This window comes from Rhodobacter sp. P1_C2, assembly GCF_056406375.1.
The window spans coordinates 123,844-150,089 of sequence record NZ_JBFUAG010000001.1 but is presented as its reverse complement, the minus strand read 5'-3'; the positions used below and the strand labels follow the sequence as shown (position 1 = coordinate 150,089).

Annotated in this window: 31 protein-coding genes; 16 read left to right on the top strand and 15 right to left on the bottom strand. The window is 64.6% G+C overall.

Features of this window, described 5'->3' with window-relative positions; all coding sequences use genetic code 11:
• Positions 1-6 precede the first annotated feature (6 nt).
• Both AC1DZT_RS00740 and AC1DZT_RS00735 read right to left on the bottom strand, forming a co-directional pair.
• Positions 7-672: a response regulator gene (locus tag AC1DZT_RS00740; RefSeq protein WP_478004672.1), complete on the bottom strand. Its 666-nt coding sequence runs from the start codon at positions 670-672 to the stop codon at positions 7-9.
• A 139-nt stretch (positions 673-811) separates the two neighbouring features.
• Entirely contained in the window at positions 812-1,537 is a 726-nt protein-coding gene (locus tag AC1DZT_RS00735; RefSeq protein WP_478004671.1) for a sensor histidine kinase, read from the bottom strand.
• A gap of 210 nt (positions 1,538-1,747) precedes the next feature.
• Between AC1DZT_RS00735 and AC1DZT_RS00730 the strand changes: the two genes are divergently transcribed.
• Positions 1,748-2,428 carry a response regulator gene (locus AC1DZT_RS00730; protein ID WP_478004670.1) on the top strand — a complete coding sequence of 227 codons (681 nt, stop codon included), beginning with the start codon at positions 1,748-1,750 and terminating at the stop codon, positions 2,426-2,428.
• 3 nt (positions 2,429-2,431) lie between these two features.
• Here AC1DZT_RS00730 and AC1DZT_RS00725 read toward each other — a convergent pair whose 3' ends face one another.
• The 8 genes from AC1DZT_RS00725 to AC1DZT_RS00690 all read right to left on the bottom strand — a co-directional run bounded on the left by AC1DZT_RS00725 (position 2,432) and on the right by AC1DZT_RS00690 (position 8,229).
• Complete coding sequence (locus AC1DZT_RS00725; protein WP_478004669.1) at positions 2,432-2,845, bottom strand: response regulator; 414 nt, start codon at positions 2,843-2,845, stop codon at positions 2,432-2,434.
• The gene (locus tag AC1DZT_RS00720) at positions 2,842-4,056 is read right to left on the bottom strand and encodes a sensor histidine kinase (protein WP_478004668.1); all 1,215 of its coding nucleotides are present in this window, start codon (positions 4,054-4,056) and stop codon (positions 2,842-2,844) included. The genes AC1DZT_RS00725 and AC1DZT_RS00720 overlap by 4 nt, the downstream gene beginning before the upstream one ends.
• Positions 4,056-4,709 (bottom strand): SpoIIE family protein phosphatase, encoded by a 654-nt coding sequence (locus tag AC1DZT_RS00715; RefSeq protein ID WP_478004667.1) that lies wholly within the window; start codon positions 4,707-4,709, stop codon positions 4,056-4,058. Before AC1DZT_RS00715 ends, AC1DZT_RS00720 begins: the two co-directional genes overlap by 1 nt.
• Positions 4,697-5,113, bottom strand: coding sequence for an anti-sigma regulatory factor (locus AC1DZT_RS00710; RefSeq protein WP_478004666.1), 417 nt, complete (start codon positions 5,111-5,113; stop codon positions 4,697-4,699). Before AC1DZT_RS00710 ends, AC1DZT_RS00715 begins: the two co-directional genes overlap by 13 nt.
• Positions 5,110-5,472, bottom strand: a complete 363-nt coding sequence (locus AC1DZT_RS00705; protein ID WP_478004665.1) for an STAS domain-containing protein — start codon at positions 5,470-5,472, stop codon at positions 5,110-5,112. Before AC1DZT_RS00705 ends, AC1DZT_RS00710 begins: the two co-directional genes overlap by 4 nt.
• 3 nt (positions 5,473-5,475) lie before the next feature.
• Complete coding sequence (locus AC1DZT_RS00700) at positions 5,476-6,384, bottom strand: protoglobin domain-containing protein (RefSeq protein WP_478004664.1); 909 nt, start codon at positions 6,382-6,384, stop codon at positions 5,476-5,478.
• A gap of 203 nt (positions 6,385-6,587) precedes the next feature.
• Positions 6,588-7,820 carry an argininosuccinate synthase gene (locus AC1DZT_RS00695; protein ID WP_478004663.1) on the bottom strand — a complete coding sequence of 411 codons (1,233 nt, stop codon included), beginning with the start codon at positions 7,818-7,820 and terminating at the stop codon, positions 6,588-6,590.
• 79 nt (positions 7,821-7,899) lie between these two features.
• A complete protein-coding gene (locus tag AC1DZT_RS00690; RefSeq protein ID WP_478004662.1) occupies positions 7,900-8,229 on the bottom strand; it encodes an Hpt domain-containing protein in 330 nt (109 codons plus the stop codon).
• Positions 8,230-8,433: 204 nt separating this feature from the next.
• Between AC1DZT_RS00690 and AC1DZT_RS00685 the strand changes: the two genes are divergently transcribed.
• Positions 8,434-9,693, top strand: a complete 1,260-nt coding sequence (locus AC1DZT_RS00685; protein WP_478004661.1) for a PP2C family protein-serine/threonine phosphatase — start codon at positions 8,434-8,436, stop codon at positions 9,691-9,693.
• Between the two features lie 7 nt (positions 9,694-9,700).
• Here the strand turns inward: AC1DZT_RS00685 and AC1DZT_RS00680 are convergent, their stop codons facing one another.
• Entirely contained in the window at positions 9,701-10,144 is a 444-nt protein-coding gene (locus tag AC1DZT_RS00680) for an NUDIX domain-containing protein (RefSeq protein WP_478004660.1), read from the bottom strand.
• A gap of 89 nt (positions 10,145-10,233) precedes the next feature.
• Here AC1DZT_RS00680 and hslO point away from each other — a divergent pair, with 89 nt between their 5' ends.
• From hslO to AC1DZT_RS00645, 7 genes are all read left to right on the top strand, one after another.
• Positions 10,234-11,247 carry an Hsp33 family molecular chaperone HslO gene (gene hslO, locus AC1DZT_RS00675; protein ID WP_478004659.1) on the top strand — a complete coding sequence of 338 codons (1,014 nt, stop codon included), beginning with the start codon at positions 10,234-10,236 and terminating at the stop codon, positions 11,245-11,247.
• Positions 11,237-11,827 (top strand): CoA pyrophosphatase, encoded by a 591-nt coding sequence (locus AC1DZT_RS00670; protein WP_478004658.1) that lies wholly within the window; start codon positions 11,237-11,239, stop codon positions 11,825-11,827. Before hslO ends, AC1DZT_RS00670 begins: the two co-directional genes overlap by 11 nt.
• Complete coding sequence (locus AC1DZT_RS00665) at positions 11,824-12,990, top strand: CCA tRNA nucleotidyltransferase (RefSeq protein ID WP_478004657.1); 1,167 nt, start codon at positions 11,824-11,826, stop codon at positions 12,988-12,990. Before AC1DZT_RS00670 ends, AC1DZT_RS00665 begins: the two co-directional genes overlap by 4 nt.
• A gap of 37 nt (positions 12,991-13,027) precedes the next feature.
• Positions 13,028-14,878 (top strand): ABC transporter ATP-binding protein, encoded by a 1,851-nt coding sequence (locus tag AC1DZT_RS00660; protein WP_478004656.1) that lies wholly within the window; start codon positions 13,028-13,030, stop codon positions 14,876-14,878.
• The gene (locus AC1DZT_RS00655; RefSeq protein ID WP_478004655.1) at positions 14,875-16,713 is read left to right on the top strand and encodes an ABC transporter ATP-binding protein; all 1,839 of its coding nucleotides are present in this window, start codon (positions 14,875-14,877) and stop codon (positions 16,711-16,713) included. Before AC1DZT_RS00660 ends, AC1DZT_RS00655 begins: the two co-directional genes overlap by 4 nt.
• Positions 16,710-17,933: a class I SAM-dependent RNA methyltransferase gene (locus AC1DZT_RS00650; protein ID WP_478004654.1), complete on the top strand. Its 1,224-nt coding sequence runs from the start codon at positions 16,710-16,712 to the stop codon at positions 17,931-17,933. The genes AC1DZT_RS00655 and AC1DZT_RS00650 overlap by 4 nt, the downstream gene beginning before the upstream one ends.
• A gap of 98 nt (positions 17,934-18,031) precedes the next feature.
• Positions 18,032-18,502, top strand: a complete 471-nt coding sequence (locus AC1DZT_RS00645) for a L,D-transpeptidase family protein (RefSeq protein WP_478004653.1) — start codon at positions 18,032-18,034, stop codon at positions 18,500-18,502.
• A gap of 54 nt (positions 18,503-18,556) precedes the next feature.
• Here AC1DZT_RS00645 and dalA read toward each other — a convergent pair whose 3' ends face one another.
• Entirely contained in the window at positions 18,557-19,084 is a 528-nt protein-coding gene (gene dalA, locus AC1DZT_RS00640; RefSeq protein WP_478004652.1) for a divisome-associated lipoprotein DalA, read from the bottom strand.
• Positions 19,085-19,270: 186 nt separating this feature from the next.
• Here dalA and AC1DZT_RS00635 point away from each other — a divergent pair, with 186 nt between their 5' ends.
• The 3 genes from AC1DZT_RS00635 to AC1DZT_RS00625 all read left to right on the top strand — a co-directional run bounded on the left by AC1DZT_RS00635 (position 19,271) and on the right by AC1DZT_RS00625 (position 20,744).
• Complete coding sequence (locus tag AC1DZT_RS00635) at positions 19,271-19,882, top strand: L,D-transpeptidase (protein WP_478004651.1); 612 nt, start codon at positions 19,271-19,273, stop codon at positions 19,880-19,882.
• 275 nt (positions 19,883-20,157) lie between these two features.
• On the top strand, positions 20,158-20,346 hold the full coding sequence (locus AC1DZT_RS00630; RefSeq protein ID WP_478004650.1) for a hypothetical protein: 189 nt from the start codon (positions 20,158-20,160) through the stop codon (positions 20,344-20,346).
• Between the two features lie 206 nt (positions 20,347-20,552).
• Positions 20,553-20,744, top strand: a complete 192-nt coding sequence (locus AC1DZT_RS00625; protein WP_478000508.1) for a hypothetical protein — start codon at positions 20,553-20,555, stop codon at positions 20,742-20,744.
• 80 nt (positions 20,745-20,824) lie between these two features.
• Here the strand turns inward: AC1DZT_RS00625 and hemH are convergent, their stop codons facing one another.
• Together hemH and AC1DZT_RS00615 are read right to left on the bottom strand one after the other, a co-directional pair.
• Positions 20,825-21,886 carry a ferrochelatase gene (gene hemH / locus AC1DZT_RS00620; protein WP_478004649.1) on the bottom strand — a complete coding sequence of 354 codons (1,062 nt, stop codon included), beginning with the start codon at positions 21,884-21,886 and terminating at the stop codon, positions 20,825-20,827.
• A gap of 49 nt (positions 21,887-21,935) precedes the next feature.
• Positions 21,936-22,745, bottom strand: coding sequence for a methyltransferase domain-containing protein (locus AC1DZT_RS00615; RefSeq protein WP_478004648.1), 810 nt, complete (start codon positions 22,743-22,745; stop codon positions 21,936-21,938).
• A 22-nt stretch (positions 22,746-22,767) separates the two neighbouring features.
• Here AC1DZT_RS00615 and AC1DZT_RS00610 point away from each other — a divergent pair, with 22 nt between their 5' ends.
• Genes AC1DZT_RS00610 through AC1DZT_RS00595 form a run of 4 tightly spaced genes read left to right on the top strand, consistent with a single transcriptional unit; the run spans position 22,768 to position 25,083 of the window.
• Positions 22,768-23,490 (top strand): ComF family protein, encoded by a 723-nt coding sequence (locus AC1DZT_RS00610; protein WP_478004647.1) that lies wholly within the window; start codon positions 22,768-22,770, stop codon positions 23,488-23,490.
• 36 nt (positions 23,491-23,526) lie between these two features.
• Positions 23,527-23,781 carry a glutaredoxin 3 gene (grxC, locus tag AC1DZT_RS00605; RefSeq protein WP_478004646.1) on the top strand — a complete coding sequence of 85 codons (255 nt, stop codon included), beginning with the start codon at positions 23,527-23,529 and terminating at the stop codon, positions 23,779-23,781.
• 4 nt (positions 23,782-23,785) lie between these two features.
• A complete protein-coding gene (locus tag AC1DZT_RS00600; RefSeq protein WP_478005073.1) occupies positions 23,786-24,628 on the top strand; it encodes a carbon-nitrogen hydrolase family protein in 843 nt (280 codons plus the stop codon).
• Positions 24,625-25,083, top strand: coding sequence for a MarR family winged helix-turn-helix transcriptional regulator (locus tag AC1DZT_RS00595; RefSeq protein ID WP_478004645.1), 459 nt, complete (start codon positions 24,625-24,627; stop codon positions 25,081-25,083). The genes AC1DZT_RS00600 and AC1DZT_RS00595 overlap by 4 nt, the downstream gene beginning before the upstream one ends.
• A gap of 1 nt (position 25,084) precedes the next feature.
• Here the strand turns inward: AC1DZT_RS00595 and AC1DZT_RS00590 are convergent, their stop codons facing one another.
• Positions 25,085-26,209 (bottom strand): polysaccharide biosynthesis/export family protein, encoded by a 1,125-nt coding sequence (locus AC1DZT_RS00590; RefSeq protein ID WP_478004644.1) that lies wholly within the window; start codon positions 26,207-26,209, stop codon positions 25,085-25,087.
• Between the last annotated feature and the right edge of the window lie 37 nt (positions 26,210-26,246).

Here is a 26,246-nt window from a genome sequence, read left to right as displayed (position 1 = left end):
CGGGGTTCAGCGGAACTCGAACGTGTCCGCCTGTTCGAATTCGATCAGGAACTGCGCAATCTCCGGGCTGGCCTGCATGCCCCAGCCGACACCGACCATGCGGGCCATCGCCTCCAGCCCCTCTTGCATCGGGCGGCGCAGGATGTCTCGGATGACCGGGTCCTCGACCGCAAGCTGCAACAGGTGGCGCATGTCTTCCAGGCCCAGATCCGGTTTCGGCCGGTCGAAATAGCGGGAAAACTGGCGCGAAGTGTTGAGGGCGCCCAGAACCGCGCCGCGCAGGGATTGCGGCGAAATATCCGATTTCACGATGAAATCCTGAAACCCCTTCTTCATCGCCGAAACCGCCACCCGCTGGTCCGCCTGACCGGAGATCATGATGGCAACCGAATCCGCCTGGCCGCGGTGGTTGCGGATCATCTCCAGTGCGGCGAGACCATCCGCCTCCGGCAGCATGTAGTCGATCAGGAAAAGGTCGAAGCTTTGCCGGTCCAGACAGTCCCGCAGCATCGCGACCGAGCCCGCCTCCTCGAAGTTCAGCTTCAGGTCCAGCCCGTCGCCCATCCGCCGGATCCGCTTGCGGTCAAAGCTGCTGTCATCCAGCACCAAAGTCCGGATCGCCGGCAAGTTCGTGCTGACGCCCGAGGACCACTCGGTTGAATAATCATTCATCTCACCTGCTCCTACCTGGTCGTGCGGCATGGTTCAGCTTGCGACAAGGCACCTTCCAAATGGTAAACTTTCTGGCCGCCGCGACAGGGTCTTTACGCAAGAGACGTCACAAAATTCGCTTAAGTCTTAAGGGTTTCACCTAATCCGGAAACCGCAGATCGAAGGAGACGCCACGGCCATCGGCGCGGTCGACCCAGGTCAGGCTGCCGCCATAAAGCTGCAGGATCTTGCGCAGATGGGCGAGGCCCATGCCGCTGCCTTCCACCTCATCGCGCGAACGCAGGGTCGTCATCGCCTGAAAGATCCGCTCGCGGTAGATCGGGTCCACCCCCGGCCCGTCATCGCCGAAATGCAGAACCGTCGTGCCCGCCTCGCTGCGCGAGGTCACGGTGATGCGGCTGGTCCGCGCATCGCGGTGCCGGAACGCATTGGAAAAGAGCGCCGTCAGCAGGGTCAGCAGATCCCGCTCCCCCATCCAGAGCGAGGGGGCCTGCAGGTCGATGTCGATGCGGATGCCGGGCGGGATGGTCAGTTCCTGGCAGACCTGATCGATCGCCTCGGCCAGATCCAGCTTGCGGACATCCTGCATCCGCCCGATCCGCGAATGGATCAGCAGGTCGTTCAGCATCCGGTCCAGCCGCATCGTATGCGTGTTCATCAGGGCGATGTTTTCGGCCAGGTTGCCTTCGATCCTGTGCCCGCCCTCGACCAGATCCTCGGCAATCCATTGCGGCACCTCGATCAGGGCCCGCACCGAATTGCGCACATCGTGGCTGATCATATAGATGAAATTCTCGTAATCCCGCGAGGGCCCCTCCGGAAGGCTGGGCTGCGCGGGGATGCCCTGTTCTACATGAACGTTCACGGATCACCTCTTGCTTGGTTTCCCGCATCTAAGCCCAAAGGGTGCTACGAACCCCTTAACGCCGAAAATTCTTATCGTTTTCTGCCGCTTCCCCGCCGAAGTGGTCACGCATTTTAAGGAATGAACGCAGTTCCGCCCCAAATCCTTAACGAAAGCGAAAGCGCGTCCGGCCATACAGGACGGGTGGGCTGAACCTTTGGGAGGATTGAGATGCAAAGTGCAGCGTCAGCGATGGACCCGTCGAAGACCAGGGTGGCGGCGACCGGGCAACCGATCAACGCGTTGATTCTCGACGACAGCAAGTTCGACCGGCAGCGCATCCGCCGGATGACCCGCGATTCGGGGCTTCCGATCTATCTGGACGAGGTCACCTCGATCGAGGGGCTGCGCACCCTGCTGGATGCCGATGAATTCGATGTCATCCTGCTCGACTACCGGCTGAACTCCGGCGACGGGCTCGAGGCGCTGGAAATGGTGCGCACCCATCCCAAGAACGCGATGTGCCCGACGATCATGGTCTCGGGCGTGGCCGATCCGGATGTGGCCATTCGCGCGATGCGGCTGGGCTGTTCGGACTATCTCGCCAAAAGCCATATCGACGCCGGAAGCCTGAAAGAGGCCGTGGTGGGCGCCATCGAGAAGGCCGGCGTGATGCGCGGCAGCGAAAAGCGCAAGAGCGAGATGATGCAGGCCCTGGTCAAGGCGATCCTCGCCCAGGTCCGCGAAAGCCTGCAGCCCGAAATGGCCGCCATGTCCCGCGCCATCCGCGAGCTGCGCGCCCAGATGGACCACCCCGATTTCGACCTTGAACCGGGGCTGGACGCGCTGGAGGCGCGGGCCCTCGCCATGTGGTCGCTGCTGTCGCGGCTGGTGCAGAACCGACAGCACTAGACGCTATCCCGCCAGCTCGCGCAGAATTTCGGCGACCTCGACCAGATGCTCGCGCGTCAGCGGCTTGTTGATGAAACGCCGCACCACGGAATAAGAGGCGGCGCGGTCGCGATCGCTCCGCTCCAGCGAGGTCGTCAACATGACCACGACGATGCGGGCAAATTCCTCCCCCAGGCTGCGCGTCGCGGCCTCAAGAAATTCAAACCCGTTCATCCGCGGCATGTTGATGTCGAGGAAGATCACGTCGATCGGCTTGCTCTGGCCAGAGGTCAGATAGGCCAGCGCCTCGTCCGCATAGAGAAAGGAGATCACCTCGCCCACCAGGCCGGAGCGGGTGATCACCCTCTGGTACAGTTTCTGATCAAAGCTCTCGTCATCGATCAGCATGACGGTCTGGATCGGCGGAGTCTGGGTCATTCGGGATACCTGTTGAGCATGACGGTGAAGCTGCTGCCGACACCGGGTTGCGATTTCACACGGATGTCGCCGCCAAGATTGCCGGCGATGCGTTTGCACAGCGCCAGACCGATGCCGCTGCCGCGATAGGCGTTGTGGGTGTGCAGCCTTTGGAAGAGGCCGAAAATCCGGTCGAAATGTTCCGCCGCGATGCCGATGCCATTGTCCGACACGGTGATCAGCACGCGGTGACCGGCAATCGCCTTGCGCGCGACCACGACTTTCGGCGCGCGGTCGGGATGGCGGAACTTGAAGGCGTTGGAGATCAGGTTCTGGAACAGAAGCTTGACCTGCATCGGGTCGCCAAGAACCGGCGGCATTTCGGCCACCGTCAGATCCACGTTGGATTGCAGCATGTCATAGCGCAGATCGGCAATGATTTCGGAAATAAGGGCATTGATATCAACGCGTTGGAAAGGGTTCTGGTTGTCGAGGCAGCGCGAGTAGGACAGCACGTCATCGACCAGCCGCGCCATGCGGGCCGTGGTCTGGCGGGCCAGATCCAGAAGCTCCAGCCCGTCGGCATCCAGAACCGCGGAATGGCCGATCTGAAACTCCTGAATCAGCATCGCGATGGTGTTGGAGGGCGATTTCAGATCATGCGAGATGGCATAGGTGAATTCGGCCTGTTCGCGGTTGGTCTGGCGCAGCTGCTCCAGCGTCTTTTCCACATCCCGCGCCTTGGCCTGCAGCTCTTGCGTGCGGGCCATGACCTGGGCGTCGAGATTGTCACGCTCGGCGGCGAGTTCGGCGGATTTGACCCGCAACTCCTCTTCCATGCGCTTGCGGTCGGCGATCTCTTTTTGCAAGAGCGGTACGGCGTTCTGATAGCCCTGCAAGGCCATGTCATAGACCGAGATGAACTCCATCACGAAAGTCTCGACCCGGTGGCGGGCATCCGGCGATTGACGCAGGACGCTGGCGATGGTGGACACCGCGCCGAGGTGGAAGGCCAGGTATTCCGAAAGCTGCACCCCGCGCGCCAGCGCCTCGCGCGCCAGTTCATAGGCGAGCATCAGGTTGTTTTCGCTGCCGTCGCGGACGAAGGCGCGCAGCCCCGCGCGGTAGCGGGCGCGCAGGCGATCATGCCGGCGGTCGCGGGTGGACTTGCCCCGCACCGGCGCTTTGTCGGAGGCGTTGCGCGGTGGATCGGGGATGAAATTCACCAGCATCAGGCAGCCACCACTTCGATGGCCACCACTTCGATCGCCATGACGAGGCAATCGTCATGCGGGCTGCCATAGGTCTGCAGGGTGTGGGTGGCGACCTCCTCGGCGGATTGGTCAGGGGCGGTGCCGACCCTGTGGTTGCGCGAGACGCCATCCGTGGTCATCACCAGCATGTCGCCCGGCTGCAGGGCATGGGACTGCGGCACGATCCGGTCGAACCGGATGCCCAGGGTGCCGGCGATCTGCATGACGGCTGCGTGGCGCACCCGCTTGCCCGGGCCGCCGCGCATCAGGATACCATCGACATCACCGACCGCGGCCCAGGTCATGGTGCCGCTGTCCACCTCGACCGACAGGGCAGCGAGGGCGGCACCCCGCCCGCCGCGCAGCCTTTCGTGGCATTTCAGAAACTCGACCTCGAACGGGTCCGAGGCGGCCTCGAGGCTGGTGAGGCAACGGTTGACCGCCCGCGCGGCCTGATGGCCGCTGCCACTGCCATCGGCGACGGCGAACACCAAGCAACCTTCGCGCCGCAGGATCGTGTAACCGTCCCCGCTCGGCTGGCCATCGTGTTTGGCGCGGGCCTGCACCGACCATTGAAGCGCAAGACCGCATCGGCCCAGATCGATCCTGCCGCCTGCCTTCATCGCATCCATTTGATGATCGCCACTTTGACACCCTTGCCAGGCTCGGAGGCAATGTGGAATTCGTCGACCATCCGCCGCGTGCCGGGCAGGCCGAGGCCGAGCGACTTGCCGGTGGAAAACCCGTCGGTGAGGGCGGCTTCCAGATCGGCAATGCCGGGGCCTTCGTCGCTGGCGATGATCTGCAGCCCGTGCTTGCGACCGCGGGTCAGTTCGGAAATCTCGATCCGCCCGACCTTGGCGTAATTCACGATGTTGCGCGCCAGTTCAGAGATCGCGGTCGCGATCAGCGCCTGATCCGGCCGGCCAAAGCCCATGTCATCGGCGATCTGCCGGCCCAATTGTCGGGCGGCGACGACATCTGCATCCGACAGAACCTTGCAGCCCGCCGTTCTGGAGATGATCGGCAGGTTCAAATCGCACCTCTCCGGCTCAACAGCGCCAGGCCCGCGTCAAGGTCGAGCGCGGTGGCCACATTGTTCATGCTCAGCCCCAGAAGCACCATCGACAGGGCCACTTCGGGCTGGATGCCCACGATCACCGTCCTTGCGCCGCGCAACTGGATCGAGGAGGCGATGTCCGACAGGATCCGGGTGCCGAAACTGTCCAGCACATCCAGCGCGCTGACGTCGATGATGACGCCAGAGGCGCTTTTGGCGATCACCTCCGCCAGCAGCCGGCGCTGCAGGTCCAGAAGGTCGCTGTCGCTGAGCGCGTCCTGGATGGAGGCGATCAGCACCGTGCCCTGCTTCAGGATCGGGACCCTTATCGCCATAACTTACCGCTCCAACGTGGTTTCGGCTTCCTGGATCGCGCTTTCCAGATTGCCGGCGGTGTGCAGATCCGCCTTGCCGACGCCCAGCTTCACCAAAGACATCGCGACATCCGAGGACACCCCGGTCAGGACCGATTTCGCCCCCATCAGCCGGGCGGCCTGCATGGCCTGGATCAGGTGGTTGGCGACCGCGCTGTCGATGTCGGAGACGCCGGTGATGTCCAGCACGACCGCCCGGGCCTGATAGTGACGAATCCCCTCCAGCAGGGCCACGGTCAGATTGCGCGCCCGCACCGCATCCAGCGTGCCGACCACGGGAATCAGGATCAGCCCGGCCTTCAGCTTCAGCACCGGGGTGGGCAACTCGCTCATCTCGCGCTGTTGCTGTTCGATCGTGTGTTCGCGCGCCTCGACATAGGTTTCAAGCGCCAGCGCCATGTCGAAATGGGCGATCTTCTGCAAGGAGAGATAGAGGTTGAACGCCCGGTCCGGGTCATCCGCCATCTTTTCGCGGATGAGCTGGCCCAGCCGGTTGAGGTAATAGGCGTAAGAGCCGATATACAGCGTCGGCGTGATCCCCGCCGCCTCGTGGATGCGGCCGATCCGGCGCCTTTCGCTGATATAGCCTTCATCAAGCTTGGCGGCGATCAGTTCGGTGAAGTACTTCTTCTGCCCGGCCTTGACGCGGGCGATCTGCGCGCCGGACGAGAATTGCTGCGCCGCACTGTCAAAGCGCAGGATGTGATCGTAGAACATTTCGATGATCTCATCCGCAACCTGACCACTGATCGGGCCAAGCAGAGCCGCTTGTTCCCGGTCGATCGGTTGCAGATCAAACCATGCCAGAGAATCTTCCACGCCGGAGCTTTCGCTTGCCTGGTTCGCAAAGGAGCGAGAGAGGATTTCGTTCATGATATGGCCTGATTGTTGTTCGCTGGTTCGGTTCCAACCTCAGGATTAGGGATTCAAGTTTAATAGGTGATTACCGGGGCCGAGGTTTATGCCCGAAGCGGACCGATTTCCGACCGAACCCGCAGCCCCAGGCGCAAAAGCAAAAGCGGCGCCAGGTTTCCCCGGCGCCGCTTTGTCTTCTTCGCAGGTCAAATGCCCGCGGATCAGCCCTTCACGCGGGCATTCCGCGTCGCGATCAGCTTCAGGCGCAGGGCGTTGAGGCGGATGAAACCCTCGGCGTCCTTCTGGTCGTAGGCGCCGGCATCCTCTTCAAACGTCACATGTTTTTCCGAATAGAGCGAGGAGTCCGACCAGCGCGCCACGGTCCGCGCCGAGCCCTTGTAAAGCTTGACCCGCACGGTGCCCGAGACATGTTCCTGGCTCTTGTCGATCAAAGCCTGCAGCATCTCGCGCTCGGGCGAGAACCAGAAGCCGTTGTAGATCAGCTCGGCATAGCGCGGCATGATCGAATCCTTCAGGTGGCCCGCGCCGGCATCCAGCGTGATCTGTTCGATGCCGCGGTGCGCCTCCAGCAGGATGGTGCCGCCGGGGGTTTCGTAGAGGCCACGGCTCTTCATGCCGACGAAGCGGTTTTCCACCAGGTCCAGCAGGCCCACGCCGTGCTTGCCGCCGATCTCGTTCAACCGGGTCAGGATCGTGGCCGGGCTCAGCGCCTCGCCGTTGATCGACACGGCATCGCCACGCTCGAAGCCGATTTCGATGTATTCGGCCTGATCGGGCGCCTGTTCCACCGGAACGACGCGCTGATAGACGAACTCCGGCGCTTCCTCGGCCGGGTTTTCCAGAACCTTGCCCTCAGAGGAGGTGTGCAACAGGTTGGCATCGACCGAGAAGGGCGCCTCGCCGCGCTTGTCCTTGGCGATCGGAATCTGGTTTTTCTCGGCGAATTCCAAGAGCTTGGTGCGCGAGGTCAGATCCCAGAGCCGCCAGGGCGCGATGACCTTGATCGCCGGGTCCAGGGCCGCTGCGGACAGCTCGAAGCGGACCTGATCGTTGCCTTTGCCGGTCGCGCCATGCGCCACCGCATCGGCGCCGGTCTCATGCGCGATGCGCACCAGATGCTGGCTGATCAGCGGCCGGGCGATCGAGGTGCCAAGCAGGTAAAGCCCTTCATAAAGCGCATTTGCGCGGAACATCGGGAAGACGAAATCCTTCACGAATTCTTCGCGCACGTCGACGATATGGATGTTCTCCGGCTTGATCCCCATCAGGATCGCCTTCTTGCGCGCCGGTTCCAGCTCTTCGCCCTGGCCGAGGTCGGCGGTGAAGGTCACCACTTCGCAGCCATATTCTGTCTGCAGCCATTTGAGGATGATCGAGGTGTCCAGGCCGCCGGAATAGGCAAGGACGACTTTCTTGGGCTTGAAGGCAGGCATAGGGCGCTCCCGGGTCAAAAACTGACCGGGGTCTAGTCAGTTTTTCGGCCCGGAACAAGAACCATCGACATCGAAAGCCTCAAGCGGCAAAGGCCTGTGCGGCCCCGGCGGCGAAAGCGGCGCGACAAGCGGCATAGGCTTGGCCGACAGCCTCCAGATCCACCGCCAGATCGCCCGCATTGGCCCGGCGTTCGCCCTCCTGACACAGCGCCGAGAGCGTGGCAAAGCCGAGGTTCAAGGACGCGCCCTTCAGGTAATGCAGATCGGCGGCCAGCGCCTTGGCCCCCCTGGCGGGCGAAAGGCGGGCAATCGCCTCGTCCGCCTCTTCCAGAAACAGGCAGACGACCTCGTCAAAATCCTCCGCCCCGATTTCGGCACGCAATTCGCGCACCCTGTCCCAATCTATCATGGAGCCACCCTGATCTTTCCCTGGGGCCAGCTTGCAGGGACAAGTTTAACAACCGGTAATCCCGCCAAGTTTAGCGATGACAATTTTAGGCTTCATCCTCTTTTAAAGCCTCTGGCCCAGACAGGGGGCAGGCGGGCCTATTCCCATTTCAGTCTCACATGTCACCGCGTCGGGCGCGGTCCTCAGGTAATGATGTCACGATCCATGATTTCACCGCACGAAGCCCTACCCCTGCCGGCCCCCCTGGCCCGCGTGCGTGTGCTGGTGGTGGATGACAGCCGGGCGCAGCGGCGGATTCTGGCGGTGCAGCTGAAACGCTGGGGCTATGAGGTGACCGAGGCCGCCACCGGCGACGCGGCGCTGGACCTTTGCCGCGCCCGGACCTTCGACATCATCCTGTCAGACTGGGTGATGCCCGGCATGACCGGGCTGGAACTCTGTCAGGCCTTCCGCGCCCTGCCGCGTGAAGGCTATGGCTATTTCATCCTCCTCACCTCGAAATCCGAAAAGTCGGAAATTGCGAACGGGCTGGAAAACGGCGCCGACGATTTTCTGACCAAGCCGGTCAATGCCGACGAACTCCGCGCCCGCCTGCGCGCGGGGGAGCGGATCGTGTCGATGCAGCAGGAACTGGTCGAAAAGAACCGTCTGGTCGGCAGCACGCTGGACCAGCTGCAGAAGCTTTACGATTCGCTCGACCGCGACCTGATCGAGGCGAAAAAGCTGCAACAGTCCCTGATCCGCGACCGCCAACGCGATTTCGGCCAGGGCATGGCCTATCTGATGCTGAAACCTTCCGGCCATGTCGGCGGCGATCTGGTCGGCTCCTTCGTCATCGACGACAGGCGGATCGCGGTCTATTCGGTCGATGTCTCGGGCCATGGCGTGGCTTCGGCGATGATGACGGCACGGCTGGCGGGGCTTCTGTCGGGCGGCTCACCCGATCAGAACATCGCGCTGTGCCTGAATGCCGAAGGGGCCCGCGACGCCTATCCGCCGGAGGAGGTGGCGTTCCGGCTGAACCGGATGATGATCGAGGATGTGCAGGTCGAACAATATTTCACCCTCGCCTATGCCGAGATCGACCTGATGAGCGGCCTGGTCCGGATGGTGCAGGCCGGCCATCCGCATCCCATCGTGCTGCGGCGCGACGGGATCGAGACTTTGGGCGACGGCGGGCTGCCGATCGGGCTGATCCCCGGGGCAACCTATCAGGCCTGCTCAACCCGGCTTCTGCCCGGCGACCGGTTGTTCCTCGTCTCGGACGGGGTGACCGAATGCCCCGACATCCTGGGCCAGGAACTTGGCAGCGAGGGGCTGGTGGCACTTCTGCACCGCTCGGCCCATCTCGACAGCGCCCATCTGCTGGAGGCGATCATCTGGGACCTGTCGGTCTATGCCGGCGGGCGCGACTTTCCCGATGATGTCTCGGGCATCCTGTTTGACTATGCCGGCCCGGAATGACCCCGACTTAACGCCCGCGCAAGGCCTGCAACAAGAGGGCGCGGTCGCCGACATTGTCCAGAAGGTCCAGCGCCGCGCCGGCATCGGCCCAGACGGCGGTATGGCCCTTCTCGCTCGGCGGGCCGATTCGCAGGGTCGGGCGCGCCACATAGATCGCGCAGACCTTTTCGGCCCACATGTCATATTCCGGCATGAAGGTGAAACGCCGGTAGGTGCCAAGCCAGCGCGGGCTGTCGATATGCCAGCCGGTCTCCTCGAAAACCTCGCGGTGGAGGGCGGCAATCGGCGCCTCGCCCTTGTCGATCCCGCCGCCGGGCAGCTGATATTCCGGCAGGGGCGCCTCCTGGAAGGTCAGCAGAATCTCGCGCCCGCGCAACAGCACGGCGTAGATTCCCGGCCGCCGCCGATAGCGCTGACCCGTTTTTACCGCCTCGCCATAGCGTCTGATCATCTCTTGCCCCTTGGTGGCCCGGTTGCTCTGCCTATATAGGCGCGGTATGCCAAGCATGGCACCTTAAGGAAACCCCCCAAGGAAACCTCATGTCCTCCGGAAACCAGATCACCTGGGACGATACCGTCCTGCCCTTTCAGCTGGATACCAGCGACATCCGCGGCCGCGTGGTCCGTCTGGACGGCGCGCTGGACCGTGTGCTGCAACAACACAAATACCCGGCCCAGATCGAAGCCCTGGTCGCCGAGGCCGCCCTGCTGACCGCGCTGATCGGCCAGTCGATCAAGCTGCGCTGGAAACTGTCGCTGCAGATCCGCGGCAAGGGTCCGGCCCGGCTGATCGCCACCGATTACTATGGCCCGACCGATGATGGCCAGCCGGCCCGCATCCGCGCCTATGCCAGCTACGATGCCGAAAGGCTCGACCCGCTCGCCACGCCCTTCAGCCAGATCGGCGAGGGCTATTTCGCCGTCATGCTGGACCAGGGCGAGGGGATGACCCCCTATCAGGGCTTCACGCCCATCGCCGGCAACTCGCTGTCCGACTGTGCGCAGACCTATTTCGCCCAGTCCGAACAGCTGCCGACCCGCTTTGCGCTGACCTTCGGGAAAAGCCAGATGCCCGGCCATGCCTCGCATTGGCGCGGCGGCGGGGTCATGCTGCAGCACATGCCGCAGGTTGGCGGTTCGGTCGCCGAAGGTGTCGCGGCCGAGGGTGGTTCGGGCGAAGGCGGGTTGCTGAGCCATACCGACATCCTCGCCGGGGAACCGGCCGAGAACTGGAACCGCGTCAACGTGCTGCTGGATACCGTGGAAGAGATGGAGCTGATCGGCCCGACCGTGGCGCCGACCGACCTTCTGGTCCGCCTGTTCCATGAAGAACAGCCGCGCGTGTTCGATGCGACCTCGGTGCATTTCGGCTGCTCCTGCTCGGCCGACAAGGTGCGTCAGACCATGTCGATCTATTCCAAGAAAGACATCGCCCATATGACCACGGCAGAGGGCATCGTCACCGCCGACTGCCAGTTCTGCGGCGCGCATTACGAATTCGATCCCAAGACCCTGGGGTTCGATGCCGAAAAGGCGCCCGACAATGCCCAATGACCTGGCCCGCCTGACCGCCGCTCTGGCTCGGTCGGGCGGCGCTTCGTCGGATTTCGACCTGAACCCCGATCTGGCCCCGGTGGAGCGCAGCCTGCGCCCCGCCGCGGTGCTGGTGGGGATCATCGCGGGCAGGACCGGGGCCGAGGTCATCCTGACCAAGCGCGCCTCGCATCTCAAACACCACCCCGGCCAGATCGCCTTTCCCGGCGGCAAGACCGAAGACAGCGACCCCAGCCCCGAAGCCACCGCCCTGCGCGAGGCCGAGGAGGAGATCGGCCTGCCGCAAGCCCTGGTCCGCCCGATCGGTCGCCTGCCCGGCCACGAGACGGTGACCGGCTTTCAGGTGACGCCCATTCTTGCCGAAGTGGCGAATTTTTCACCCTGCCGCGACCCGAGTGAGGTGGAAGAGGTCTTTACCGTGCCTCTGGCGCATCTTCTTGACCCGGCGCGCTATGCCATCGAACGGCGGGAGTGGCGCGGCCAGTGGCGGTCCTATTACGCTGTGCCCTGGGGGCCCTACTACATCTGGGGCGCCACGGCCCGCATCCTGCGCGGCCTTGCGGAAAGGGCCGGCGGGTGAGGATCGGGGGAGCTTGGCTGAACCAGCACGGCACGCAGGCGCTGTGTGCGGCGATGGGACTGGCGGGGCATCGCATCCTCTTCGTCGGCGGCTGCGTGCGCAACGCGCTCTTGCACATGCCGGTGCAGGATCTGGACCTGGCCACCGATGCCACGCCGCAGATCGTCACCGAGATTGCCGAAAACGCCGGATTCAAGGTCATCCCCACCGGCATCGACCACGGCACCGTCACCGTCATTGCGGGCGGCGTGGTGCATGAGATCACCACCTTCCGCCGCGATGTCGCCACCGATGGCCGCCGGGCGACGGTGGCCTTTTCGACCGATCTCGCCGAGGATGCCGCCCGCCGCGACTTCACCATGAACGCGCTTTACGCCGAACCCTCGGGCGAGGTGGTGGACCCGCTCGGCGGCCTGCCCGACCTGATCGCCCGGCGCATCCGCTTTGTGGGCGACCCCGAACTGCGCATCCGCGAGGATTACCTGCGCATCCTGCGATTCTTCCGCTTTCACGCGGTCTATGGCGACCCGGCCGAGGGGATCGACCCCGAGGGCCTCGCCGCCTGCGCCGCGCTGGCCGAGGGCATCGCCGGCCTCAGCCGTGAGCGTCTTGGCGCCGAAATGCGCAAGCTTCTGGCCGCCCGCGACCCGGCCCCCGCCCTCGCCAGCATGGCCAGCGCCGGGGTTCTGGCCCAGGTCCTGCCCGGTGCCGACCCGAAGGCCCTTGCTCCGCTCATCCATCTGGAGGGCGCGATCCCGCCGCGCTGGCAGCGCCGGCTGGTCGTCCTCGGCGGTGCCGATCCGGGCGATCCCCTGCGCCTGTCGCGGCAGGAACAGGCCGAAATCGGCCGGATCAGAGACGAAATCGGCAGCAGCCTCAGCCCCGCCGCGCTCGGCTGGAAGCTGGGCGAGACGCCGGGCGGCGATGTGCTTCTGGCCCGCGCCGCCATGCTGGAAACGCCCCTGCCGCCCAACTGGCAGCAGGACCTGCACCGCGGCACCGAGGCGCAATTTCCGATCACCGCCGTCGATCTTATGCCCGATCTGCGCGGCCCGGCGCTTGGCACCCGGTTGAAGGAGCTTGAGGCGCTCTGGCTGGCCAGTGACCTGACGCTCGACCGCGCGGCGCTGCTTTCTGCGCCTTCGGGTTTCCCTCCGGCCTGAAAAGCCCTATATGCCTTTGGCAATCCAAAGGTCCGCCATGTTTCGTTTTTTCGAGGGTCTCATCGACCCTTACGCCCCCTATTCGCAAACCGATACGCCGCCCCGCAGGCTCTGGCCGTTTCTGGCCGATTACATCCATGCCTTCCGCAAGGTCTTCGTGGCGACCGGGGTTCTGTCCATGCTGAACGCCGGGGCCGAGGTCGGGATGATCTGGTACCTCGGGCGGATGGTCGATCTTCTGTCGCACGGCACCCCGGTGGAGGTCTGGGCCGCGCATGGGACCGAGGTCCTGTGGGTCGCCGCCGCCATCCTGATCCTGCGGCCTCTGGTCAGCGGCGGCAATGTCGCCCTGCTGCACAACACGATCCTGACCAATTTCGGCACCATGATGCGCTGGCGTGCCCATGCCCATGTGCTGCGCCAGCCGGTCGGCTGGTTTGAAAGCGATTTCGCCGGGCGGATCGCCAACCGGATCATGCAGGCGCCCCCGGCGGCGGGCGAGGCGGTGTTTCAGGTCTTCGACGCCGTGGCCTTCGCCTCGACCACGCTGATCGGCGCGGCGCTGATGCTGGCCCATTCCGATGCCCGCCTGCTGATCCCGCTGGTCCTGTGGTTCCTCGGCTACGTCGCCCTGATGCGCTGGACGATCCGCCGCGCCGGCCCCGCCTCTGCCGCCGCCTCCGAGGCGCGCTCGGCAGTCACCGGGCGCGTGGTGGACAGCTATACCAACATCCATTCGGTCAAGCTTTTCGCCCATGACACGCGCGAACTGGACTATGCCAAAGAAGCGATCGAGGCCTCGCGCACCACCTATCAGAAGGAAATGCGCATCGTCACGATGATGGATGTCATGCTGACCGTCATCAACGGGCTGATGATCCTTGGTGTGTCGGGCTGGGCGCTTTACCTGTGGTATCATAGCCTTGCCTCGGTCGGCATCGTGGCCGGGGCCGTGGCGCTGGTGCTGCGGCTGAACAGCATGACCTTCTGGATCATGTGGGCCACCACCAACCTGGTGCAGAACCTCGGCACGCTGATGGAGGGGATGCAGACCATCACCCAGCCCATCGAACTGGTCGATGACAAGGCGGCCAAACCCTTGGACTTCCGCGAGGGCCTGATCGAGATGCAGGGCGTCAGCCACCACTACGGCCGCGGCTCGGGCGGTTTGCGCGACCTGAGCCTGACCGTGCGCCCCGGTGAAAGGATCGGCCTCATCGGCCGTTCCGGCGCGGGCAAGACCACGCTCGTCAAGCTGATCCTGCGGTTTTACGATGCCGAAACCGGCCGCATCCTGATCGACGGTCAGGACATCGCACATGTGACGCAGGACAGCCTGCGCGCCCAGATCGGCATGGTTCAGCAGGATTCGAGCCTGATGCACCGTTCTGTCCGCGAGAATATCCTCTACGCCCGCCCCGATGCCGGCGACGCCGCGATGATTGCGGCGGCCAAGCGGGCCGAGGCGCATGACTTCATCCTGACCTTGGAGGACCCGCAAGGTCGCCGCGGCTATGACGCCCATGTGGGCGAGCGGGGCGTCAAGCTTTCGGGCGGGCAAAGGCAGCGCGTGGCGCTGGCCCGGGTGATCCTGAAGGACGCGCCGATTCTGATTCTGGACGAGGCGACCTCTGCCCTCGACAGCGAGGCCGAGGCCGCCATTCAAAAGGCCTTGTTCGGCGTGATGGAGGGCAAGACGGTGATTGCCATTGCCCACCGTCTGTCGACAATTGCCGCCATGGACCGGATCGTCGTGCTCGACGCCGGTCAGATCGCGGAACAGGGCAGCCATGCCGAGCTTCTGGCCAGGAACGGGCTTTACGCGCAGTTCTGGGCCCGGCAGTCCGGCGGCTTCCTGCGCGACGATTTAGAGGAGCAAGCACCATGATCCTTGGCCCGACCATCGCGCCCTTCCGGCCCACCGACATTCCGCCCCCGGCACGGACGGTGCAATTCTTCCTCTGGGCGCTGAAAGGCGCCTGGGCCGGGGTGATCTGGGCCACCTTCTGGTCCGCCGCCGCAGGCTCGCTGGAGGCGATTTCGGCCACGATCCTCGGCCGGGTGATCGACGCGGCCAATACCTCGACCCCGGCAGAGGTCTTTGCCCTGCACTGGCCGCTTTTTGCGGGCTTCGTGCTGTTTTACCTGGTGGCAAGACCCCTGGTCTTCGGCGTCAACACCTCTGCCCTGTCCCTGACCATTGAACCCAACCTCTTCCCGCTGATCCTGTCGCGGCTGCACCGCTGGACTTTGGGCCATTCGGTGACGTTTTTCGACAATGATTTCGCCGGCCGCATCGCGCAAAAGCAGATGCAGACGGCGCGGGCGGCGACGGATGTCGTCTCGGGTTCGGTCGAAACCATGGCCTTCGCCTTCGCCTCGGTCGTGGGTTCGGTCGCCCTGATGGTGGCGATCAATGGCGCCGTCTCTTTGCTGCTGGTGGGCTGGGTCGTGGCCTATGTCTTCTTCATCCGCCATTTCCTGCGCCGGGTGCGCGGGGCTTCGACCCGGCGGGCGGCGGCGCGGGCCAATGTCACCGGGCAGATCGTCGACACCGTCACCAACATGAAGACGGTCAAGCTTTTCGCCCATACCGAACACGAGGACCGCGTGGCGCTGGAGGCGATCGGCAGCTTCCGCGATGCGGCCATCGACTACGGCATGATCTCCTCCTGGTTCCGCTTCACCCTCATGGCCTTGGCAGGAGTGCTCCCGGTCCTGATGGTCGGCGGCACCGTCTGGCTGTGGAGCGTGGGCGGCGCCACCTCGGGCGATATCGCCGCCGCAGGTGCGGTCAGCTTCCGGCTGGCGCAGATGACGGGCTGGGTCTCCTTCAGCCTCATGACGATCTTCGGCAACCTGGGTGAGGTCGAAGACGGATTGCGCACCCTGACCCCGCCCTATTCCCTGACCGATGCCGCCAATGCGACCGAGATGCCCCGCGTCTCGGGCCGGATCGAGATGGACCATGTCTCCTTCGCCTATGGCCGCCGCAAGGGCGGGCTGCAGGAGGTCTCGCTGACCGTGCTGCCGGGGCAGAAGATCGGCATCGTCGGCGCCTCGGGCGCGGGGAAATCGACGCTGGTGGCCCTGCTTTTGCGGCTCTATGACACCGAAAGCGGCAAGATTCTGATCGACGGCATCGACATCCGCAGCGTCACGCAGGAAAGCCTGCGCCGCCAGATCGGCATGGTCACGCAGGAAACCGCGATGTTCAACCGCTCGGCGCGCGAGAACATCCTTTACGGTCGCCCCGACGCCACCGAGGAGGAGATGTACGCCGCCGCCCGCGCCGCCGAGGCGCATGACTTCATCCTGAACCTGCGCGACCATCAGGGCCGCAAGGGCTATGACGCCTTCCTCGGCGAACGCGGGGTGAAACTGTCGGGCGGCCAGCGTCAGCGCATCGCCCTGGCCCGCGCTTTCCTGAAGGACGCGCCGATCCTGGTGCTGGACGAGGCGACCTCGGCGCTTGATTCCGAGGTCGAGGCCTCGGTCCAAGGCGCCCTGACCCGGGTGATGGAGGGCAAGACCGTGCTCGCCATCGCGCACCGGCTGTCCACCATCGCCGAAATGGACCGGATCATCGTGCTCGACGCCGGCCAGATCGTCGAAGACGGCTCTCATGCCGAGCTTTTGGCCGCAGGGGGGCTTTACGCGCGCTACTGGAACCGTCAAAGCGGCGGCTTCATCGGCGTTGACGAAAAGGAAGCAGCAGAGTGACTTTCACCATAGCACGGCTCGGCCATCTGGGTGACGGGATCATTCAGGGGCCGGAAGGCACGATCTTTGCGCCGCAGACCCTGCCCGGCGAAGAGGTCGAGGGCACGGTCAAGGGCGATCAGCTGACCGATCTGCGCATCGTGACACCTTCCGTCTTCCGGGTGAAGGCGCCCTGCGCCCATGCCCGCACCTGTGGCGGCTGCATGATGCAGCACGCCGCCGATGGTTTCGTGGCCGACTGGAAGACCACCATCGTCCGCGCCGCCCTCGCCGCCCAGGGGCTGGAGGCTGACCTCAGGCCGATCATCACCTCGCCCCCCCGCTCGCGCCGTCGCGCCACCCTGGCCGCAAGGCGGACCAAGGGCGGGGTCCTGATGGGCTTTCACGCCCGCGCTTCGGATGTTCTGGTGCCGGTGCCCAATTGCCAGCTTCTGCACCCCGACCTGATGGCCGCCTTCCCCGCGCTGGAAGAGATCGTCAAGCTCGGCGGCTCGCGCACGACGGAGTTGGACTTGGCGGTCACCCGCACCTCCTCCGGCCCCGATGTCGCGGTGTCCGGCGGCAAACCGGCGGATGCGGCGCTGCAACTGGAACTGGCCCGCCTGACCGAGGCATACGGCCTCTCACGCCTGACCTGGAACGGCGAGATCGTGGCGCTGCGCGCCCAGCCGATGCTGCGCCTTGGCCGCGCCAATGTGCCCCTGCCCTTCGGCGCCTTCCTGCAAGCCACGGCCGAAGGCGAGGCCGCCCTTCTGGCTGCGGTTACCGAATCGGTCGGGTCTGCCAAGCGAATCACCGACCTCTTCTCTGGCATCGGCACCTTTGCCCTGCCGCTCGCCGAAAAGGCCGAGGTCCATGCCGTGGAAGGCGAGGCCAAGATGCTCGCCGCGCTCGACAAGGGCTTCCGGATGGGCGAGGGGCTGAAACGCGTGACGCATGAGGTGCGCGACCTGTTCCGCCGCCCGCTGGAACCCGACGAGTTCAAATACGTCGAAGCCGTCGTCATCGACCCGCCCCGCGCCGGGGCCGAGGCGCAAAGCCATACCCTTGCCCGGTCGAAAGTGCCGGTGATCGCGGCGGTCTCCTGCAACCCGGCCACTTTCGCGCGTGATGCGAAAATCCTCATCGCCGGCGGCTATCGCCTGAATTGGGTGCAGGTCGTCGACCAGTTCCGCTGGTCGCCCCATGTCGAGCTTGCCGCCCAGTTCACGCTTTGGTGACGGACCAGTTCGGTCTGGCCAGACCCGCCATCTTGCGCTAAAGCCGGGAAAAATACCTGAGGCAGGCACAGATGACAGCATTCTTCCGGGCGGTCTTGATGACCCTTGTTTTGTTTGGGCTGGTGGCCTGCACCCACTCGAAGTTCCGGACCTATCGCGGCCCGACCGTCACCCTGATCGAGGTGCACAAGGCCGACCGCAAGATGTACCTGATGCACGACACCAAACTGCTCAAGACCTACGACATCCAGTTGGGTGGCATTCCCTTCGGTCCCAAGCAGTTCGAAGGCGACCGCAAGACGCCGGAAGGCGCCTATTACATCACCCACCGCAACCCGAATTCGACCTATCATTTGTCGCTGGGCATCTCTTACCCCAATGATTCGGACCGCGCCTATGCCAAGTCGATGAACAAGGAGCCGGGCGGCGACATCTTCATCCACGGCCAGCCCGGCTGGACCAAGGTCAAGGGCGACTGGACCGCCGGCTGCCTCGCGCTGACCGACAAGCAGATGGAAGAGATCTATGCGATGGTGAACCCGGGCACGCCGATCAACATCTTCCCGTGACATGAAAAAGGGGGCCCGCAAGGCCCCCGCTTCCGATTTTCTTCAGGCTTGCCGTCAGGCGACGTTGGCGCCGCCCAGAAGCATTGTCCACCACAGCTTGCCGCTCGGCTCCTGGAACCAGGAAAAGCCCATTTCGGTGGCTTTCGGGTCCAGAACCAGGCTGCGGGTGTCGGACTGGTTCATCCAGTCGGACAGGGTCACCAGTTCGGTCTCATAGGTTTCCGAGATCAGCTCGCCCAGAAGCTTGCCGGTGTAGCCGACGCGCTGGACGCGGACCAGGGGCGAAGACCCGTCCGAGCCGAAGTGCCAGGGCCGGTTCTGCACCGCCATGTCGCGCGAATGGGCGGCGCAGGCGGCGATCAGGGCGGCGTTCAGCGTCAGCTGCGGCGCGCCCTTGCTTTGGCGCAGGGCGTTGACGGCATCCAGCATCCGGTAGGTGATGACTGATTCGTCCCCCGGCTTGATCCGGTAGACCTGGGGCAGCGGACGGCCATCCGAGCCGACCGGCGGCGGCGGCTGAGAGGGCGCACAGGCGGCAAGTGCCGCTGCGGCGCCAAGAAAAAGGGCAGAACGTCGTTGCATGGCAAAACACCTGTATCGGGCCCTGAACGGACCTCTGGGATCATATCCGGCCCTCTTATCGCAAGTTTCGCGCAAGAAAAACCCTTGGCAGCGGCTGGCCGAGTGACATGCGTGTGAATTGCGGCTGGCGGCTGCGCGCTGTATGGTGCGGCCAATCAAGCAGAACAAGAAACCGGAGATCAGAGAATGTCTGACGAAAGCAAAGGAAAGTTGGGGCGGCGTCTGTTCCTGAGTGCTGCGGCGGCTGGCCTCGGTGCCGCGGCCCTGCCGGCCCGGGCGGATGAATTCGCCAATTCCACCGAATTTGAGACCCCCACGACCGAGGCGACGCCGCGGGCCAACATCTCCAGCTTCCGCACCGTCGATTGGCGCGACCATTTCGCCAATACCAAGAACGGCGCCATTCTCGTGGACATCACCTCGCGCGCCCTGCATTTCTGGTCCGAGGATCAGACGATCTACAAGCTGTACCCGACCTCGGTGCCGCTGACCGAAGAGCTGACCAAGCGCGGCAATACCACCGTGATCCAGAAGGTCGTCAACCCGCGCTGGGTCGCCACCAAGGGCGAGCTGGAGCGCAACCCCGACTGGCCGCCCTTCGTCGAAGGCGGATCGCCGGAAAACCCGCTGGGGGTGCGCGCGCTCTATCTCGGCTGGCCGGCCTACCGGATCCACGGCACCCATGACACCCGCAAGATCGGGCGCCGCTCGTCGAACGGCTGCATCGGGCTTTACAACGAACAGATTCTCGAACTTTTCGGCCTGGCCAAGGTCGGCACCCAGGTTCTTCTGATCTAGGCCAAAAAACCGTCCCCGGATGGGAACGAAACCGGCTCAAGCGGCGTTGTGTCGCTCGGGCCGCGATCTGATATCAATCTTAAAAGCATTGCCCGGTCAAAGATGGCCGGAAGGTGTTGCTTATTTGACGATTCCGCAGCCACCTGTGGCACTGCAGCATAGTCCCTGTTGCAAAGCGTGTTTTGACCTGCTTTTTACGGCTTCATGAGGAACAATCTTGGGCGCGCCCGCCACCTCTGCGAATACTCGGCAGGGCGCATTAACTGGAGATAACTATGAAGAAAATCGCACTCGCCGCCGCTCTCTCGCTGGCCGCCTCGTCCGCTTTCGCTGGTGGCGTGGTTGAACCGACCGTTGTCCAGCCCACGGTCGTCGAAAAAACCACCTCGTCCTCCTCGGGCGGTGGCTACCTGATCCCGCTGCTGCTGCTGGTCGTCGTGGCCGCTGCTGTCGCCAGCAACTAAGTCCGGTTTTCGGATCTTTGGAAAAGACGGTGGGCTGCCCACCGTCTTTTTCTTTTGCTTTCGGTGGGTAATCTGGCAACAGTTGCGCAAACCCGTTGGCGAGCCGTTGCATTTGGGCCGTCAAAATGCTTTTATCCTGCCACGAGCAACAATTCCGCCGCGCTCCTAACCAACCAAGCGGCCGAAGAATCAAAACGGAGATCAAGATGAAAAAAATCGCTCTCGCCGCCGCGCTGTCGTTGGCCGCTTCCACCGCTTTCGCTGGTGGCATGGCTCAGCCGGTCGTCGAACCCGCACCGGTCGTCGCAGAAACCCACACCAACTCGTCCTCGGGCGGTGGTTACCTGGTTCCGCTGCTGCTCCTGATCGTTGTGGCTGCTGCTGTCGCCAGCAACTAAGATCGCGCTTTCGGCCGCGTATCGCGAATTTGTAAAAGGACGGCAGGTTTCTGCCGTCCTTTTCATTTGGAGCCGGGGCTTCAGACGATCCAGCCGGACAGATTCTCGCGAATCACCGTCGTCAATGCCGTGATATGGTCCGGCTCGGCGTTCAGGCAGGGGATGTAGGTGAAGCTTTCGCCGCCGGCATGCAGGAAGGCCTCGCGAATCTCGCCCTGAATCTCTTCCAGCGTTTCGATGCAATCGGCCGAAAAAGCCGGCGCCATGACCGCGATTCGCGTCTTGCCTGCCTTGGCCAGCGCCGCCACATGTTCGACGGTATAGGGCTTCAGCCACTCTTCCCGGCCAAAGACCGACTGGAAGCTGACGTCGATCGCCCCCTTCTCCCAGCCCAGTGATTCTCGCAACAGCCGTGTGGTTTTCATGCACTGGCAATGGTAGGGGTCGCCCTCCATCAGATAGCGCTTCGGCATGCCGTGATAGCTGGTCACCAGCACATCGGGCCGGTGGTCGAGCTTGGCATAGGCCGATGCGACCGACTGGGCCAGGGCCGAGATATACAGCGGATGGTCGAAATATTCCGCCACGGTGCGCACCGCGGGTTGGCGCTTCTCCCGGCCAAGCGCCTTGAAGAAGGCGTCATTGGCCGTGGCCGAGGTTGCCCCGGCATAATGCGGATAAAGCGGGAAAAACAGGATCTTCTCGCAGCCCGCCTCAACCATCGCCCGCACTTTCGACGCGGTGGAAGGGTTGCCGTAGCGCATGCAGAAATCCACCATGACCCTTTCGCCGTAATGCGCGGCTAGGCTGTCGCGGATGGCGGCGGTCTGCTGTTTCGTGATGGTCAACAGCGGGCTCTCGTTCAGCTCGTGGTTCCAGATCGACTTGTAATTCGCCCCCGAGCGCGAGGGCCGGATCGTCAGGATGATGCCCTGCAGGATCGGCTGCCACTTCCAGTTCGGGATATCGACCACCCGCTTGTCCGACAAAAACTCGTTCAGATAGCGCCGCATCGACCAGTAATCATAGCCGTCCGGCGTGCCCAGATTGGCCAGCAAGACCCCGATCCTGGCCGTTTTCACCGCAGGGTGATCTGATGGCGCATGGGCGAGGCGGCCGGTTCCGGGGCTGACGTCAGACATGCAGGTCTCCTTTATTTCTGCGGCACAGATAGAGGTTACGCGCCGTGAGTCAAAGCGGATCACGCGGCAGGCGCAACTCGGGCACCGCCAGAGCCTCGGCCAGCCGCGCCTTGGCCGAGCCGGGGCGCAGCGGTTTGGGCTGGCTTTCGTGCGGCGCCCAGCCGGTCAGCACCACGATTTCGAAGGTCGCGGGAATCCTTCCATCCGAGCCGGCGAAACTGTCCTGGTAGATCTTCGCCGCGCGTTCGAAGACCGCCGCACGGGTCGGCCGGCGCAGGCGGTCGGCCAGGGCATTCCCCTCCCCCATCGCGCGCAGATCGCGCATCAGGTGGTACGCATCGCGATAGCGCACCTCGGTCGAGAAGCTGTCGGCCACCGGCAGGGCGAAACCGGCGCGTTGCAACAGGGCGCCAAGGTCGCGAATCTCGCCCATCGGCAAGATGCGGGGCGACAGGCCGCCGGTCACCTCGGCCTCGGCCTGGGCCAGACAGGCGCGCAGCTCGTGCAGCGTTTGCCCCGCGAACATCAGCCCGATGAACCAGCCATCCGGCTGGAGCGCGCGGCGACATTGCACCAGCTGCCCCACGAGGTCATTCGCCCAATGCAGCGTCAGCGCGTTGATCACAAGATCGTGTGCGCCCGGCTCTGCCGCCAGCATCTCCTCATCGGGAATCGTGGGGAGATCCGGCCAGATTTGCGGAAATCCGGTCACGGCGAGCGGGCGCGTAAAGGTTCTGTTAACCTCCTTCAGCCTCTCCTGCACTTCATCACGGGCGAGGTCCTGCAGGAACAGGGCGGAGGCACGCTGGCGATGGCGCAAAAGCGTGCGGCGGTCGGTCAGGGGGGGCGGTGTCTGCATGGCCGGACCATAGGAGGGCGGGATGGGAATGCAAGCCTTGCTGCACATGATCTACCCGCCGCAGTGCATCAGCTGCGGGGCGCGGGTGACCAGCGATTTTGGCCTTTGCGGGCCGTGCTGGGCGCGGACGCCCTTCATCACCGGGCTGGTCTGCCATCACTGTGGCGTGCCGCTTCTCGGCGAGGATCGGCAGGAGGATGTCCGCTGCGACGATTGCCTGGCAATCGCGCGACCGTGGAGCGCGGGGCGTTCGGCGCTGATCTACCGCGACAATGCCAAGGATCTGGTGCTGGCGCTGAAACATGGCGACCGGCTGGATCTGGCACGACCGGCGGCTGCCTGGATGTACCGCGCCGTCCAGCCCATCCTGGTGCCGAACATGCTGGTGGCGCCGATCCCGCTGCACTGGCTGCGGTTGGTCAAGCGGCGCTACAACCAGGCGGCGCTGCTCTCGGCCCGGGTCGCCAAGCTCGCCGGGCTGCAGCATTGCCCCGACCTGATCCAGCGCCGGCAGAACACCGGCTCGCAGGACGGGCTGGGCCGCGAGGCGCGCTTTGCCAATATGTCGGGGGCGCTCTGCCTGCATCCGAAACGCGCCGCCCGGGTCGAGGGGCGGCATATCCTGCTGGTCGATGACGTGATGACCTCGGGCGCGACCCTGGCCGCCGGGGCCGAGGCCTGCATTGCAGCCGGCGCAATCGGGGTTTCCGTTCTGGTCATGGCACGCGTTGCGAAGGATGACTAGTTAGGTATAGTGCCACAGCGGCCAAGGAACCCTGTCATGAAACCCGTCGAAATCTACACCACGCCGACCTGCCCCTATTGCACCGCGGCCAAACGGCTGCTGACGAAAAAGGGCGCCGCCTATACCGAGATTGACGTCAGCCGTGACCCCGACCAGCGCGCCGCGATGATGCGCCGCGCCAATGGCGGTCGCACCGTGCCGCAGATCTTCATCGGCGGCACCCATGTCGGCGGCTGCGACGACCTGCACGAGCTGGACCACGAGGGGCGGCTCGACCCGCTTCTGGCCTGAGCCCTTGCGCGCCGGCCTTGTCCAGCTGACCGTGACCGACGACCCGGCGCAGAACCTCGCCGGGACCTTGGGTTTTGTGCGGCAGGCCAGGGCGGGCGGCGCTGAATTCGTGCTGACGCCGGAATGCACCAATGGCCTCTGGTCGAACCGCGCCGCGCAACGCGCCCTGCTGCGCCTGGAGGGCGAGGATGAAACCCTCGCCGCCCTGCGCGACGAGGCGGCGCGGCTGGGCATCTGGCTGCTGATCGGCTCGCTTGCGCTTCTGACCGAGGATGCGGATGGCCGTTTCGCCAACCGCTCTTTCCTGATCGCGCCGGATGGCAGCATCGCCGCGCGCTATGACAAGATCCACATGTTCGACGTGAACGTGTCCGAGACCGAGATCTACCGCGAATCGTCCGGTTTCCGCCCCGGCGCCAAGGCCATCCTGGCCGAAACCCCCTTCGCGCCCATCGGGATGACCGTCTGCTATGACGTGCGCTTCCCCCATCTCTACCGCCGTCTGGCCCAGGGCGGCGCCCGCATCCTGACCGTGCCCGCCGCCTTCAACCACCTGACCGGTGCCGCGCATTGGGAGGTTTTGCTGCGTGCCCGCGCGATCGAGAGCGGCGCCTTCGTCCTCGCCCCTGCCCAGACCGGCTTTCACGCCGAGGCGAATGGCAAGGGCCGCCGCACCCACGGCCACAGCCTCGCCATCGCGCCCTGGGGCGAGATCCTCGCCGATGCCGGCACCGAACCGGGCGTGACGCTGGTGGACCTCGACCTCGCCCGCGTCGATGAGGCGCGCCGCCGTGTGCCCTCGCTGACCCATGACCGGCCCTTTCACGGGCCCCTCGACGGGCCATGAGCGACAAGGCCGAGAACGAACGCACCGAGGATCTCGCGGTCTCGCTCTTTGGCGAGCTTCTGACGGCGGATCAGCTGGCGCGCAACCGCATCTCGAAGGTTCTGCCCAAGGGGATGGAACTGTCGCATTTCTCGGTCCTGAACCACCTCGCCCGCCTGCAAGAGGAACGGACCCCCGCCCAGCTGGCCAAGGCCTTTCACGTCACGCGCGGGGCGATGACCAACACGCTGTCCAAGCTGGAATGGGCCGGTCATATCCACATCCGCCCCGATTGGGACGATGCCCGCCAGAAGCTGGTGGCGATCAGCCCCGCGGGACGGGCGGCGCGCGACGCCGCCGTGCATGCCGTGGCGCCGCTGATTGCCGATGTGGTCAAGGCGCTTGGCGTCGACCGGGTCCGCGCCGTCCTGCCGGTGCTGCGCGAATTGCGCATCCGGCTGGAGGAGAACGACTAGCCTATTGCGTCAGCCGCGAGACCGAACGCGTCGTGCCCATCAGATCGCTGACGATGCCAAGGATGGTGCGGGTGTTGACCAGAGCGCTTTGCGTGACCAGAACCAGATCGCGGTCCTCGATCTTGAACTCACCCGCGCTGAACAACCCGTCGGCCGAGGTCATGTCGAAGGCAAAGATCATCCGGCTCTTCGGCGGCCCGCGCTGCACATCGCTGCGCACCATCGAATCCGGGTAGTTGCGCAGGATCAGCACACCCTTGGGGTTGGCCGTGTTGGCATTGAGGCCGCCGATGATCGACAGGGCATCCAGCGTGGTGATGTTGTCGCGCGGGAAGTTGAACAAAGCCTCCTTGCCCGCAGCCCCCAGCGACAGGAAATAGCGGTCCTCGGGCTGGATGAAGATCTTGTCGCCGCCGCGCAGGGTGGTGTCCAGCTCGGGATGGGTCAGCAGCGTGTCGGCCGCAATCCGGTAGACCCTGCCGCCGCGTGCCAGGCTCAGCTGCGGGTTGACCATGCCGACCGGCACGCCGCCGGCCTGCGCCAGGATCGAGGAGACCGTCGTGCTGCGGTCCAGCAGCGGGAAGCTGCCGTTGTTGGACAGGCCCGACAGAACCTCGACCGAGTTGTTGACGCCCGAGGCATAGTTCAACTGCACCTGGGCCGAGGGGATGATCGACAAAAGCTTGGTCTGGATCGCCTTGCGCGCCTGTTCCGGCGTCATGCGGGCCACATAGACCTCGTCGACATAGGGCAGGAAGATCGTCCCCGCGGTCGAGACCTTGAGGTCGGGCAGCTGGATGACCTTCTGCGCCGGCTGGCTCAGCAGCGAGGATTCGTCATTGTCCCAGACCGCAAGGCTCAGCTTGTCGCCCGGCTGGATCTGCGGATCGCTGCCCGAGCGTTGATGGCCGATCCAGCCCGGATTGGCGCGCGGGTGGCTGTCCGGCCAGGTGCGGAGCATCGACAGCGTGGCGCGCGAGACGATCTGCACGGCAAAGGTCGCATCGGCACGGTCCACACCCGCAGTCACTTGCTGCACATTGGCGACGTCCTGCGGCGGGGTACAGGCCGCCAGCAACAGGATCAGAGCCAGGAGGGGGCCGAAGGGCCTTGCGACAACAGTCATGCGGGACTCCTTGATCCGGCCCGCACGGGCTGGACTT